Annotated in this window: 13 protein-coding genes; 7 read left to right on the top strand and 6 right to left on the bottom strand. The window is 70.6% G+C overall.

Annotated elements, in window-relative coordinates; all coding sequences use genetic code 11:
• Positions 1-33 precede the first annotated feature (33 nt).
• Positions 34-423 carry a hypothetical protein gene (locus IE325_RS17850; RefSeq protein WP_190070934.1) on the top strand — a complete coding sequence of 130 codons (390 nt, stop codon included), beginning with the start codon at positions 34-36 and terminating at the stop codon, positions 421-423.
• Between the two features lie 7 nt (positions 424-430).
• Here the strand turns inward: IE325_RS17850 and IE325_RS17845 are convergent, their stop codons facing one another.
• On the bottom strand, positions 431-1,210 hold the full coding sequence (locus IE325_RS17845) for an alpha/beta fold hydrolase (RefSeq protein WP_190070933.1): 780 nt from the start codon (positions 1,208-1,210) through the stop codon (positions 431-433).
• A 77-nt stretch (positions 1,211-1,287) separates the two neighbouring features.
• On the opposite strand from IE325_RS17845, the gene IE325_RS17840 reads away from it, so the two are divergent.
• Positions 1,288-2,613 (top strand): aminotransferase-like domain-containing protein, encoded by a 1,326-nt coding sequence (locus IE325_RS17840; RefSeq protein WP_190070932.1) that lies wholly within the window; start codon positions 1,288-1,290, stop codon positions 2,611-2,613.
• Positions 2,614-2,652: 39 nt separating this feature from the next.
• Here the strand turns inward: IE325_RS17840 and IE325_RS17835 are convergent, their stop codons facing one another.
• Both IE325_RS17835 and IE325_RS17830 read right to left on the bottom strand, forming a co-directional pair.
• On the bottom strand, positions 2,653-3,552 hold the full coding sequence (locus tag IE325_RS17835) for a hypothetical protein (RefSeq protein WP_190070931.1): 900 nt from the start codon (positions 3,550-3,552) through the stop codon (positions 2,653-2,655).
• A gap of 64 nt (positions 3,553-3,616) precedes the next feature.
• Positions 3,617-4,057, bottom strand: a complete 441-nt coding sequence (locus tag IE325_RS17830) for a hypothetical protein (protein WP_190070930.1) — start codon at positions 4,055-4,057, stop codon at positions 3,617-3,619.
• 222 nt (positions 4,058-4,279) lie between these two features.
• Between IE325_RS17830 and IE325_RS17825 the strand changes: the two genes are divergently transcribed.
• Both IE325_RS17825 and IE325_RS17820 read left to right on the top strand, forming a co-directional pair.
• Positions 4,280-5,482 (top strand): PP2C family protein-serine/threonine phosphatase, encoded by a 1,203-nt coding sequence (locus IE325_RS17825; RefSeq protein WP_190070929.1) that lies wholly within the window; start codon positions 4,280-4,282, stop codon positions 5,480-5,482.
• A gap of 70 nt (positions 5,483-5,552) precedes the next feature.
• Positions 5,553-7,073, top strand: coding sequence for a hypothetical protein (locus IE325_RS17820; protein ID WP_190070928.1), 1,521 nt, complete (start codon positions 5,553-5,555; stop codon positions 7,071-7,073).
• 150 nt (positions 7,074-7,223) lie between these two features.
• Here IE325_RS17820 and IE325_RS17815 read toward each other — a convergent pair whose 3' ends face one another.
• Positions 7,224-7,976, bottom strand: a complete 753-nt coding sequence (locus IE325_RS17815; RefSeq protein ID WP_190070927.1) for an NPP1 family protein — start codon at positions 7,974-7,976, stop codon at positions 7,224-7,226.
• Between the two features lie 139 nt (positions 7,977-8,115).
• Positions 8,116-8,592, bottom strand: a complete 477-nt coding sequence (locus IE325_RS17810) for an ATP-binding protein (RefSeq protein ID WP_190070926.1) — start codon at positions 8,590-8,592, stop codon at positions 8,116-8,118.
• An 85-nt stretch (positions 8,593-8,677) separates the two neighbouring features.
• Here IE325_RS17810 and IE325_RS17805 point away from each other — a divergent pair, with 85 nt between their 5' ends.
• Together IE325_RS17805 and IE325_RS17800 are read left to right on the top strand one after the other, a co-directional pair.
• Positions 8,678-9,526 carry a helix-turn-helix domain-containing protein gene (locus IE325_RS17805; RefSeq protein ID WP_190070925.1) on the top strand — a complete coding sequence of 283 codons (849 nt, stop codon included), beginning with the start codon at positions 8,678-8,680 and terminating at the stop codon, positions 9,524-9,526.
• Positions 9,486-9,680, top strand: coding sequence for a DUF397 domain-containing protein (locus tag IE325_RS17800; protein ID WP_190070924.1), 195 nt, complete (start codon positions 9,486-9,488; stop codon positions 9,678-9,680). The genes IE325_RS17805 and IE325_RS17800 overlap by 41 nt, the downstream gene beginning before the upstream one ends.
• A gap of 177 nt (positions 9,681-9,857) precedes the next feature.
• Here IE325_RS17800 and IE325_RS17795 read toward each other — a convergent pair whose 3' ends face one another.
• Complete coding sequence (locus IE325_RS17795) at positions 9,858-10,874, bottom strand: ribosome-inactivating family protein (protein ID WP_190070923.1); 1,017 nt, start codon at positions 10,872-10,874, stop codon at positions 9,858-9,860.
• A 261-nt stretch (positions 10,875-11,135) separates the two neighbouring features.
• Here IE325_RS17795 and IE325_RS17790 point away from each other — a divergent pair, with 261 nt between their 5' ends.
• Entirely contained in the window at positions 11,136-12,122 is a 987-nt protein-coding gene (locus tag IE325_RS17790) for a hypothetical protein (protein ID WP_190070922.1), read from the top strand.
• Positions 12,123-12,342: the final 220 nt, after the last annotated feature.

Below are 12,342 nucleotides of genomic sequence, written 5' to 3'. Positions count from 1 at the left end.
CGACGGCGGGAGACGTCAGGAGGTCGCGGGGCAGTGATCACTCGAAGTGGGCTCGTCTGTTTCTGGATCGGAACGCTGCTGATCCCGAGCTGTACGACGGTGTCGCTGTGGGTGTCCGGGACGCGGCTCGGCCGGTACCCGACCTGGCAGGTGGCCCTCGGCTTCGGCGTCGGCTCGTTCGTGCTGTGCCTGGTCCTGCTGGCGAACAGGTACCGGGGCCAGCGGCAACTCATGGCGGGACTGTGGCGCACGATATCGCTCATCGATGTGTGCGTCATGATCGCCCTGTTTGCCAACTGGTTGTTCATCGGCCGGGAACTGGGCGCGGACGAAACCTTGGACTGGAACGTGGTGCCGATCGGCCTGTGCTTCGCCGGGATCGCGCTCATCTACATGCTGGGCGACTACCCGTCCGACGACTGAGCGTCCCTCAGCCGTCCACCGACGCCAGGAACCGCCCCAGCGCCGCGTTGAACTCCCCCGGCCGCTCCAGGTTCGGCAGATGCGCCGACCCCTCGATCACCCGGAGCGTCGAGTCGGGGAGCGCCGTGTGCATCGCCTCGGCGTCGGAGACGGGGGTGTAGGTGTCGTCGGCGCCCACGACGACCAGGGCGGGGACCGTGACGCGGGTCAGCAGGGCGCGGTAGTCGGGGCGTTCGGCGCGACCGCGCAGGGCCGCCGCGGCGCCCTCGGGGGCGGTCGCCGTCATCATGCCGTGGACATGGGCCTTGACCTGGTCGTCCGCGTACGGCGCGACCATCTTCTCCAGCACCTCGTCGGCGTATCCGCGCATGCCCTCGCGCAGCAGCCGGTCGGCCATCGCGCCGCGACTTTGCTTGCCCTCGGCGGTCTCCGCCGCCGGGAAGGTGTCGGCGAGGACGAGGCCGCGGATGCGCTCGGGGAAGCGGGCGTAGCACTCCATGACGATCTGGCCGCCCATGGACAGACCCGCGAGGACGAAGGTGTCCAGCCCCAGGTCGTCCAGCAGGGCCTCGATGTCCTCGGCGAAGACGGAGAGCGGAGTGATGCCGGGGACGACCGGGGAAGCGCCGTAGCCGCGCAGGTCGGGGGCGACGACGCGGCGGGTGGCGGAGAACTCCTCGATCTGCGGGGCCCACATGGTGCGGTCGAAGGGATGGCCGTGGACGAGGACAAGGGGGACCGAAGAACTATCGGCGCCTTTGTCCTCGTATGCGAGGAAGGGGGTCATGTGGACGACCCTAGATCGCCCCAACTCCTCGGTGCAATAAGATCTTTGCCCTCGGTGCAATGTGGGAGGGCGGGCTCATGGACGACTACCGGCGGATCGCCGACCGCATCGCCGACGAGATCGCGGCCGTGCGGCTCAAGCCCGGCGAACGACTGCCCCCGCAGCGGGTGTTCGCGCGGCGGCGCCGGATCGCCGGGTCGACGGCGGGGCGGGTGTACGCCGAACTCGTACGGCGGGGACTGGTCGTCGGCGAGGTCGGCCGCGGCACCTTCGTGCGGGCGGCCCCGGCGGGCACCGGCGGCAGGGCGCTGGTCGAGGACGCGACCGCCGCGACGCCGGTCAACCTGGAGCTCAACTACCCCTCCGCTCCGGGCCAGTCGGAACTCCTCGCACCCGCCCTCGCACCGCTCCTGCGCCCCGACGTCCTCACCGAGGCCCTCCGCCCCGCCCCCGCCACCGGCACCCCCGAGGCCCGGCAGGCGGCGGCCGCCCTGCTCGCCACCCCGGGCCGGCCGCCCGCCCCCGACCGGCTGCTGTTCACCGGCAACGCCCGCCAGGCCGTCGCCGCCACCCTCGCCTCCCTGGTCCGCCCCGGCGGCCGGGTCGGCGTCGAGGCGCTGACGTACCCCGTGGTCAAGGAGATCGCCGCCCGGCTCGGCATCACCCTGGTGCCGCTCGCCACGGACGACGAGGGCCCGCTCCCGCAGAGCGTGGCAGCCGCCCACCGCACCGCCCCACTGTCCGCGCTGTACCTCCAGCCGACCCTGCACAACCCGACCTCGGTCACGACGAGCCCCGAACGCCGGCACGCGCTCGCCGACACCGTGCGCGCACTCGGCCTCCCCGTCATCGAGGACCGCATCTGGTCCTTCCTCACCGACGACGACCCCTTCGCGGTCCTCGCCCCCGACCTCGTCCATGTCGTCGACGGCCTCTCCAAGCGGGTCGCGCCCGGCCTGACCGTCGGCTTCGCCGTCGTGCCCGAGGACCGGGTCGGGGCGGTGGCGGCGGCCGTGCGGTCCGGTGGGTGGAGCGCGGGGAGGTTCGCGCTGGAGGCGGCCGTGCGGTGGATCACGGACGGGACGGTGCAGCGGCTGGTCGCGGCGAAGCGCGCGGACGCGGAACACCGCCAGCGGCTGCTCGCCGAGGAACTGCGAGGCTTCGCCGTACGATCCGACCCGCACGCCTATTTCGCCTGGTGGGAGCTGCCCGCGCCCTGGCGGGCCGACACCTTCACGGCCGCCGCGGCAGCGCACGGCATCGCGGTGACCCCGGGCCCCACCTTCGCCGTCGACCCGCACCGCACGCCGGACGCCGTCAGACTCGGGCTCGCGTCTGCTCCCGGGCCGGATCTGCGGTGGGCGTTGCGGGTACTTGCCGGAGTCGCGCGTGGCACTCCGTGATCCAGCGGACGAGGAGGATGAACAGCGGCTCGGACGCCGTCAGACTCGGGCTCGCGTCTGTTCCCGGGCCGGATCTGGGGCGGGTGCTGTGGACACTCGGCGCAGTCGCGCGTAGTACTCCGTGATCCGGCAGACCAGGGCCACCGCCATGCCGACGACGAACAGCAGCCAGGACACCGTGCGCAGGGTCGCCGTCAGGGCGTCGTAGATCGCGCCCGCGGCCGGGCGATGGGCCGCCTCGGGCAGGTCGGCCAGGGTGAGCCGGCGGCCGATCACCACCGCCAGGGCCAGGAGCGCGCCCCCGAGTGCCGTGCCCAGGGCCGTCGCCATGACCGCGCGGCGGCGGCACGCGGCGACGGCGATACCGGTGACGGCGAGGACGGCGCCCGCGAGGGGCAGCCAGAATCCGGCGACTTCGAGCACGTGGTAACCCTTTCTGAACCGGTCCAGTTCGGCGGCCGGGAGCACGTCGACCGCCGTGTGCTCGACCGGGATGCGGCGCGCGAGGGGGACGTGGTCGGCGGTGAGCCGGTGCTTGACCTGGGCGGTGATCGGGGCCAGGTCGACCGTCACCGCGCGCTCGCGCTCGTCGCGCAGGGCCCGCAGCACCGCGTCGTGGACCGCCCTGTTGCCCGCGTCCAACGCCGCGCGGAAGGCCTCGGTACGGGTGAACGAGCGCACCGCGTCGCCGACGAAGGGGCGCGCCTCCGGTGAGGTGGCCCGGCGGTCGCCGACCTCACGCATGATCCCGTCCTCCACGGCGTCCGCGACCGCGCCGCGCACCGCCGGATCGGCGGCGAGCGGTGCCATCGTCGCGACATACGTCCCGGTGTCGGCCAGCCCGTACACCACCCAGGCCGCGAGCGCGCCGAAGGGCAGCAGGAGGCACGACAGGGCGATCAGCGCTGCCGACAGGGCGTTCCGCAGACGGGTGGGCACCCTCTCAGGCAAGGGGGGCGGAGGCGGGGGCGCCAGCGGGGTGCCTGCATCTGGCGGTGCGGTCTCAGCCGATGCGGTGGCCCTCGGCGTCCTCGTGCGTGTAGTAGCGGTAGAACATCACCACGAAGCAGACCGCGCCGATCGTCAGCCCCATGAGACAGGACCTGATGATGCTCGCGCCGGTCTGGCTGTACAGGAACCCGAACGTACCGCCCGTGAAGCTCGCCCACACGACGGCGTGCAGCTCGCGGCTCATGTGCGGGGCGAGGGCGCGGACGCCGACGTACAGGATCATGAACGCCGCCGCGGTGACGAAGCCGAAGAGCAGGTTCCAGCCGGTGATCTCGCCACCGGAGCGGCGGTTCGCCGCGGCCCAGTAGCCATAGATCAACCCGAGGACGACCGGCACGGCGACGCTCGCGACGCGGTGCGTGCGCTCGCCGAACACATCGGGCAGGGTGGCGGTCCCGGTGCCGCCCGTCCCTGCGGGTGCCGCGTGAGCCATGAGAGGACTCCTTCCTCCTCGCCCCCGCAATCCAGGGCACACCTGGGGCGGGCTGCTGGCAAGTCGGCGGGGCGATTCCTTGTATTTCAGCCCGTCCGGCGTTTGAGGACGAGGCCGTTCAGGCCGAAGCGGGGGTCTGGGGGGCGGCAGCCCCCAGGGACGGGGCCCCGAACCCCGGGTACCCGGATGCGGCGCGACCCACGGCGTGCTTCGCTGAGGCGCATGAGGGCCGTGAGCGACGGTTCGGCCGGCCCGCAGGGCACCCCGCGTCGGTCGGGGCTGTTGCGGGTGCGGGGCCGGAGCGTCGCATGGGCGCCGCCGCTGCTGCTGCTCATCGGCATCGTGCTGGTCGACTTCTACACCAGCAGCGACTTCCGGATCCTGTCCTGGATCGTGCTGGTACCCGGTATCGCCGCCGCGATCTGCGGGGTGTGGGGCACGGCCGTCTTCGCGGTGCTGGCCCCGGCCACCTACCTCGCCGCCGACGCCGTCCTGCCGCACGAGTACGAGGCCGGCCTCCCCGACCTCGTCCTCGCCGGCATCGGTGGCGTCCTCGCCACGGCGGCCTGTGTGGTCCGGGTGCGCGGCGAGCGGCGCATGCTGCACATGCAGGACGTCGCCGCCACGATCCGCCGTACCGTGCTGCGCCCCCTGCCACCGGTCTGGGGCGGTCTGGAGCACGCGGCGGTCTATCTCGCCGCCGACAGCGAGGCCCGGGTCGGCGGCGACTTCTACGACATCCAGACCGGCCTGCACGGCACCCGCGTCATCCTCGGCGACGTCCAGGGCAAGGGGCTGGGCGCGGTGGAGGCGGCGGCCGCGCTGCTCGGCACGTTCCGTGAGGCCGGGTACCACGAACCGGACCTCGCGGCGGTCGCCGTACGGCTGGAGGTGCGCATGCAGCGGCACATCCGGATGCGGATGGCCCTCGGGCGGGAGGACGGGGACCGGTTCGCGACCGCCGTGCTGATCTCGTTCCCCGAGGGGGACGGGGACGCGGTGGACGCGGTGATCCTCGGCCACGACTGCCCGCTGGTCGTCGGCCCCGCAGGCGTACGGTCCCTGCCGTCCGGCCGCCGAGGGCTGCCGCTCGGCATGGGGGAACTCGACCCCGTGGACGGCCCGCCGTCCGTGCTCCGGGTGCCGCTCGGGCCCGACGAGACACTGCTGATGACCACGGACGGGGTGACGGAGGCTCGGGACGGCGACGGGGAGTTCTACCCGCTCGCCGCCGATGTCACCGAGGCCGTCGCCGCCGACCCGGGTGTGGCGCGGCCGACGCGGCTGGTCGCCCTCGTGCGGGAGCGCACGCTGCGGCACTGCGGCGGGCGGCTGGCCGATGACACGACGGTGTTCGCGGTACGGCGGAGAAGTGGCGTGGGGAATGCGGGGAATGGGGACGGAAACGGACGTTTGCAGGCCTGAGATCCCCCCTTTGCACCCGCAGCGGTTACGGTGCTGCCGTAAGTGATCGACGGGGGATGGGGAGGGACCGATGCCCGGAACCGTGCTGTTGCTCGCCGCCTCACCGGTGGGCAAGGCCTGTCTGGTGGACGCCGCCTCCGTGCTTCCCATACTCGCCGCGGTGCCGCCCGCGGTGCTGTCCGGCACCGACACCGCGAACGTCGTCGAACTCGCCGACCCCTTGGAACCGCAGGCCGTCCTCACCCGCCTGCGCGCCGCCGCGACGGCCCCGGGCCCGCTCACGGTCTTCGTGGCCGGCCAGATCCAACTGGACCGCCGCCAACACCTCCCCCACCTCGCCCTGGCCCGCTCCACCCCGGCCACGGTCCGCTACACCGGCTTCCCCTGGCACTGGTTCCGCGAGGAACTGCGCCTGCGCGCCCCCGGCTCGACGTCCCTCATCGTCGATCTCCACGCCGACGCCGAGACCTGGGAGTGGCTGTGCGCCAACCCCCTCGACTCCGGGCGCCAGAGCGCGGTGTACGGCCGTATCGCGCCACCGCCGAGCCGTCGTACGGTGGCGGGCCCGACGTACATGAAGGCCATCGCCACCCTCCTCCGCAGCGGCCACCGCCCACCCCTGGACCAACTCCACCACCACGCCCTCTCCCGCATCGCCCCGGAGGGCGGCACGGGCAAGGACATCGTGCTGACGGCGGGCCATGTACAGGGCTCGATGGCTTCGCCCCCGCGCTATACACCGGGCCCGCCACCGGCGATGACACCTCCGGCGCCGACCCCGACACCGGTGATGACACCTCCGGCGCCGGGCACACCACCGGGTCCGATGCCGGCGCCTGCGGCCGCTGGTCCGCAGGGTCCCGCACCGGCGTCCGCGCCAAGGCTTGCACCCACCTCCTCACCGCTCCCGGCACAGTCCTCTGCCCCGGCGGCAGCGGCGAGCGCCCTGTCGAGCCGCGCCCCGGCCCTGGTGCCGAGCAACCCGCCGACCCTTGTACTGGCCCCGCTGCCCGGTCCTGCGCCGACACCCGCGCCGAGCCCGGCGTCGAGTCCCACGCCGAACCCGGCGTCCAGCAGCACGCAAAGTCCCACGCCCGCCCCGCCCCTGAGCCTCCCACCCGCCCCCGCCGAATTCCTCACCCTCAACGAGCCCGAGCCCGAGCCCCCCACCGACCCCCACGACGCCATCACCTCCGCCGTCCAATCCGGTCGGCACAAAGACGCCGATGAGCTTGCCGCCATGGAGGAGCACGGGGCCGTGCAGGTGTACGGGGCCGGTTCGGTGCAGGCTTTGCACTGGAGTGAGGTGCGGGCCGATCTGGCGATGCTCGCGGGGGATCCGGTGCGTAGTTGCCGTACGTGGTTGATGATCGCGTCGGCGAGGCTGACCGCGGGGCAGGCGCCGGACGCGGCTGTGGTGGAGGACGCGGTCGACCGCGCCCACCACCAGTGGGGGGAGATCCGCGATGCGGAGTTCGCGCGCGAACTGGGGTCCACCCTCGCCGAGTTGAGGGGGAAGGTGCCGGGGCGTCGCCCTGGTGCCCTGGAGAATGTGCGGCAGCGGCTGGAGCAGTTGCAGCTCAGCGGGTGAAGGTGAAGCACCTCCACCACCGTACGTAGTGATCGAAGGCCGGGCCACGGCACCGACAGCCCGAGACGGGTGAGAACGAAGGGAGGCCCCCGGCGGGACAGGGGGGAGTGTCCCCGCCGGGGGCGGCTCAGGTGCGGCGGTCGGGCGGCGTCAGAACGCCGGGACCTCCGCCGGGCGGGCCTTGTTGATGTTGCTGACGAGGTTGTTGGTCAGAGGGAAGTTGGCCCTGCCCCACTGGGAGTTCCACAGGGCGTCGCGCGGCGTCTTGTCCATCTGCTCCATGGTGACCAGGGCCGGGGTGTCCCACTTGTTGCCCGGACCCCAGGCCTCCGTGTCCTCGCCCCACTTGGCGAAGCGGAAGGCGTGCGTGCTCGCGCCGTCCTTGTGGTAGACGATCTTGACGTGGTTGCCGTCCATCGGCACCTCGTTGATCGGGTGGGTGCTGTAGCCGCCGTGCCGGGAGGCGGCCAGGTACCGGGGGCGCTCCTCGCCCTGCTTCTGGAAGACCACGACGGACTCCCAGTCGTGGCGGTGCCCGAAGGCGTCGGCGCCGTTGAGCGTCTGGTCCTTCTCGAAGTAGAGCCCATAGACGTAGGCGCACCAACCGTTCCGGCACAGGGACTGCGAGTACGTGTTGGCTCTGCCGAGGTGGCCGTCCCGGCAGTCGCCGGTGATCGGGCCGCTGGGGTTGAGGCCGCCGTTGAGGTGTCCGCCCGCGTCCACCGCCGCCGCGGGGAAGCAGCCGTCCCCGTCGTAGTCGAACAGCGGCATGTACTTGTTCTGGAAGGTGCTCGCGTTCCACGGCAGCGGGTTCAGGACGCCGGCGCTGGCACTGCCCGTCAAGCCGACGGTCAGGGCGGCGGCACTGCCCAGGACGAGGGCGGCCTTGGCTTTCTGCAGCATGTGGGTTCTCCAGTGGTTCGTTCTGCCGGGATTCCGGCGGGGCGAGACCGAGACTGGAGTGCGGGGAATTGATTGGCAGCATGTTCTGACCAAGGCGATTAATCGTCCTCGGCGTTTCGGGGGTTTGTTCCTCGTGGCGTCAACACCCGTTCCATTCGGTTCGTTCGCCGTTCACCTCACGTTGTCCCGCGACCTTGGCGTCACACTCGAACCAGACGGTCTTGCCGGGCCGGTCGGTCAGCGGAACCCACCCCCACCGGTCCGTCACGGCATCGACGATCCCCACTCCGCGCCCGCCCTCGGCGAGTTCGTCCACAGCTGTGGACAACGGCGGGCACGAGCTCGGGTCGGTGACTTCGACACGCAGTCCCCGCCCCTCCGGCAGTCGCAGGATCAGCACCGCGGCACGCCGGTCGGGGCAGTGGCGTACGACGTTGGCGATCAGCTCGGTGAGGGCGAGGGAGGCCGGGTCGTACAGGTCGTCCATCGCCCAGGCGGTGAGGTAGAGGCGGAGGATGCGGCGCAGGTGCCGGGCGGAGTGCTCGCCGAGGGCGGGGAAGGTGGCGCCGTACCGGGCGCCAAGTCCTTCCCCCGGCTGGGCAGTTACATGATTCATGCCATCAGCGTGGAGTCGTGTGGTTACGCTCGGCTACAGAACGAAACGAACGCCTCGGCGCGTTCTGATCTGGGGGTGACCGCCCATGGCCCGCATCCGCACACTCGACCCCACCGCCTCGCCGCTGGACTACTTCGGCTCAGAGCTCCGCCGGTATCGGGAGTCTGCGGGGATGTCCCAGCAGGAGCTGGGGGACTGCATCTTCTGTACCGGGTCCCTTGTGGGCCAGATCGAGACCGCCCACAAGGTGCCGACGAGAGAGTTCGCCGAGCGAGCGGATGCCGCGCTGCTGACGGATGGGTGCTTCTCGCGGCTCGTCGGACTGGTGCTGCGCAGCCAACTGCCGACGTGGTTCCAGCCGTACGCCGACATGGAGGCGAAGGCTACGTACATCTCCGCATATCAGAGCCAGCTCGTGTACGGGCTGTTGCAGACGGAGGAGTACGCCCGTGCCGTGCTGGCCACGGGGCGGCGGGACAAGCTGGAGGAACTGGTCGCCGCCCGTATGGAACGCCAGCGCATTCTGAAGCGGGAGCAACCGCCCCTGTCGTTGGTGGTGCTGGACGAGGCGGTGCTGCACCGACCGATCGGCGGCCCGGAGGTCATGCGCAACCAACTTCACCACCTGTTGGACCTCCAGGACGAGCACTGGATCCGCCTCCAAGTGCTGCCCTTCGGGGTGGGTGCACACACGAGTCTCGCGGGGTCGTTCAATCTGCTCCGCTTCGACGACGACCCGGACATCGTCTACACCGAGGACCTGATCTCGGGGCACATGACCGCCAACCCGGACACCATCCGTGAGGGCGCCCTTCGTTACGCTGACTTGCAGGGGGCCGCCCTCTCCGTAGAGGATTCGGCGGAACTGATCAAGGGCGTACTGGAGGAGCGTTATGGGCAGCACACCGGATCTGGCCAACGTCCCTTGGCGTAAGTCCACTTACAGCGGCAACACCGGCGGCGACTGCGTCGAAGTCGCCCCCCTAACCCCCCACATCGCCGTCCGCGACTCCAAGAACCCCGAGGTCGGCACCCTCACCCTCTCGCCGGAGGCGTACGTCGCCTTCGTGAGCCACGTCGGGCGCTGACGGCCACGCCAGAAGCCGCCGGCGGACGGGGGGAGTCCACCGGCGGCTGTGTGCCCCTCGGGGGGATGAGCGGCACGGATTCAAGACTGGCAGCCGGAGAGTTGATCGGCAGCCCGTCCGATCAGGGCAATCAATTCCAGCAGCAGCCGGAGTCCCCGGACGCACCAGTGTCGTCGGTCAGAGCTCGTCGTGGGGCGGGCTGCCGAACGCCTTGTTGAAGAGTGCCACCAGCAGGACTGCCGCGGCCGCGGCGGGCGTGTCGATCGTGCCCCAGTACCTGGTGGTGACCGCGGGCGGCGGCGACGAAGACGTCGAAGCGCCGGTCAGGACGTTGCTGATGTCGGACCACTTGCGCATCAGTTCCACGTTGGGCTCACCGAGGGTCATGGTGCTGTGGCTCTGGAGCATGCCCGTCATGCTCCCCGCGAGCCGCCTGCTGCGGATGCCCTCACTGACAGTGACGATGAACTGGAGCAGGCCGCGGGCGATGACACCCTGGTTGTTGTTTCGGAGATTGTCACGGTCGCTCAGGGCGTACAGGGACTGCTGCAGGCTTGCCGGGCTTATCTGGAGGTCGGCCAGGTTGGTGCCGGCGAGGCCGGCGAGATCGTTGTAGTTCTCTCTCCCGATCATGTTGCCGTATCTCACAAAACCGTTGGTGCCGGGTTGGAGAATCGCCTGCGGCAGGTTCGTCGGGCTGTCGTCGGCGAGGGGGACGTAGACGTTGGAGCCTCCGGCGCCGGGCGCACCGGGCTCGTAGAAGAAGTAGCCGATGACGTACAGGTCGCTGAGGCGAATGATCAGGTGGGTTCTCCGGCCGCCGCCCTGCACCTGGAGGTCGAGGAACTCGTGGTGGGCGTTCGGGGAGGTGACGTCGACGGCGGCGTTCCTGCCGCTGACGGTAGCCACGTTCTGACGCTGGCCGCCCGTGGCGGTGACCAGTGACCGCACCTGGCCGATCAGTGTCTGGTACCCCTGATCGCCTGCGTCGAGGTCCCAGACCAGCTGGTGCCATGTGTCCGAACTGGCGGCCAGTTCCGTGTGGGCGGGATCGAGATGGCTCGTGACCGCCGTGGCGCCGGCCGAGCTCTGCGCCGAGTGGGCGGCCGGAAGCCCGTGAGCGGCGACGGCGCCTACGACGATTGCGGGTACGGCCAGCGACGCGCCAAGGCGCCGGAGAAGACGAAATGACATTCGGTTTCCTTCGCTTGTCCGTGTGTCTGCCGACGGCGCGATCTGCGGGGACCGGCCCGACGGCACACCCAACGCTGGCAACCGGAACGTTGATTGGCATGTCCCATTTGTCAGGTCAATCAATTGCGGTGCCCCCGGAATTGATTGACCTGATGAAAGGGACGTGCCGGTCAACTGTTCCGTCGCCAGGCTCGGTCGGGCCAAGCCGGATCCCGGCACGCCAAGGACCTGGAGAACAGAGCGATGCCCTACCCAGACGTCATGGCAGTCCCCGAACGGGGAGCCGCCGAACAGCCGCCGCCCGCACCGGCCCGTGGAACGGGTCTGCCCCGCCGCCGCAGGCGCACGGTCGCGTCGGTTGTGTCCACGCTCATGCTGGCGGTGCTCGCCACCCTGCTCGGCCCGCTCGGCGCACTGTCGAGCGCCGTCGCCGCCGACGGCCCCTGCCCGGGAGGCTCCGCCTCGGGGTCGGGCGGGGAGTCGTGTCCGTCTCTGCACAATGCGGACATCGATCCGCAGAGTGCGTTCCCGCGCGACCTGTACCGCGGGGACTCCCGTGCGCCGGACGAGATCTTCAGAGACGGTTTCACGGCCCGGGGATGGAACAACGACCTCGTCCGCCATGTCCACGGCGGAGAAGGCTCCATGGAGAGCAACTACATCTCGACGACCGGGACCCTGTCCGTGGCGGAGACTTTCGCGCGGAGCCAAGGAATCGTCGCCTTGACCGGCGTGGCGCGGGACCCGGGTTGCTCGACGGGCCGGCTGGCGGCCTACGCCATGATTCCGGTGTTCGGTCCCTACCTGATGTCACGCTGCCAGGCAGGGGAAATCACCACACACTCCTACGTCTATGTGATCGATCCGACCTGGGCAAGGAACGCGCTGAAAGTCGTCGACCAGCTTCAGCGGGAACGTCCGGATATGGCCGACCGCTATCGGGGCCAGGACGAATGGGCCTACGTCCGCCGCATTCCGAATTACGCGATCGTCGGCGTGCGGACCTATCGAGTGACGCAGGCCACAACTGATGGCCGTATCAACCCTCTTCACCCGCCTACGTTCAGTTACGAGAGCTTCATCCCCAATCCCAACCACATCAGGGCCCAGATCGAGTACGACCCGGCCCAGGACCCGAATGCCCACTGGGGCTTCGACACGGACCTGATCGTGTCGACCGAGGCGAACCCGTACACCCGGGGGTGCAGCGCCATCACTCAGTGCCGCGGCGGCTCAGACGGAGGCTGACCTCGGTCACGGCGACACAGTGATCAACTGGCTGTGGCCAGGAGCTCTGCAAAACGCTCGGCTGGGAACCCCCAGCCGAGCGTTTTGCGTGGGCGGCTGTTGAGCTCTGCGCCGGATGCCGGCCGAGGCCCGCAACCGGAACGTTGATGGCCACGTCCCCTTTGTCAGGTCAATCAAGCTCGTGGGCGGAGGGGGATTGATGCACATCACATGCCGCATC

The organism is Streptomyces lanatus, assembly GCF_014655715.1.
GTDB lineage: Bacteria > Actinomycetota > Actinomycetes > Streptomycetales > Streptomycetaceae > Streptomyces > Streptomyces lanatus.
Note: the sequence above shows the minus strand (reverse complement) of the source record. Positions and strands in the feature narration are given on the sequence as shown.

Bases quoted from the DNA above. Each gene is read 5' to 3' on its own strand.
- IE325_RS17845 (WP_190070933.1), bottom strand. From the start codon at position 1,210: ATGACCCCCTTCCTCGCATACGAGGACAAAGGCGCCGATAGTTCTTCG.
- IE325_RS17840 (WP_190070932.1), top strand. From the start codon at position 1,288: ATGGACGACTACCGGCGGATCGCCGACCGCATCGCCGACGAGATCGCG.
- IE325_RS17830 (WP_190070930.1), bottom strand. From the start codon at position 4,057: ATGGCTCACGCGGCACCCGCAGGGACGGGCGGCACCGGGACCGCCACC.
- IE325_RS17825 (WP_190070929.1), top strand. From the start codon at position 4,280: ATGAGGGCCGTGAGCGACGGTTCGGCCGGCCCGCAGGGCACCCCGCGT.
- IE325_RS17820 (WP_190070928.1), top strand. From the start codon at position 5,553: ATGCCCGGAACCGTGCTGTTGCTCGCCGCCTCACCGGTGGGCAAGGCC.
- IE325_RS17815 (WP_190070927.1), bottom strand. From the start codon at position 7,976: ATGCTGCAGAAAGCCAAGGCCGCCCTCGTCCTGGGCAGTGCCGCCGCC.
- IE325_RS17810 (WP_190070926.1), bottom strand. From the start codon at position 8,592: ATGAATCATGTAACTGCCCAGCCGGGGGAAGGACTTGGCGCCCGGTAC.
- IE325_RS17805 (WP_190070925.1), top strand. From the start codon at position 8,678: ATGGCCCGCATCCGCACACTCGACCCCACCGCCTCGCCGCTGGACTAC.
- IE325_RS17800 (WP_190070924.1), top strand. From the start codon at position 9,486: ATGGGCAGCACACCGGATCTGGCCAACGTCCCTTGGCGTAAGTCCACT.
- IE325_RS17795 (WP_190070923.1), bottom strand. From the start codon at position 10,874: ATGTCATTTCGTCTTCTCCGGCGCCTTGGCGCGTCGCTGGCCGTACCC.
- IE325_RS17790 (WP_190070922.1), top strand. From the start codon at position 11,136: ATGGCAGTCCCCGAACGGGGAGCCGCCGAACAGCCGCCGCCCGCACCG.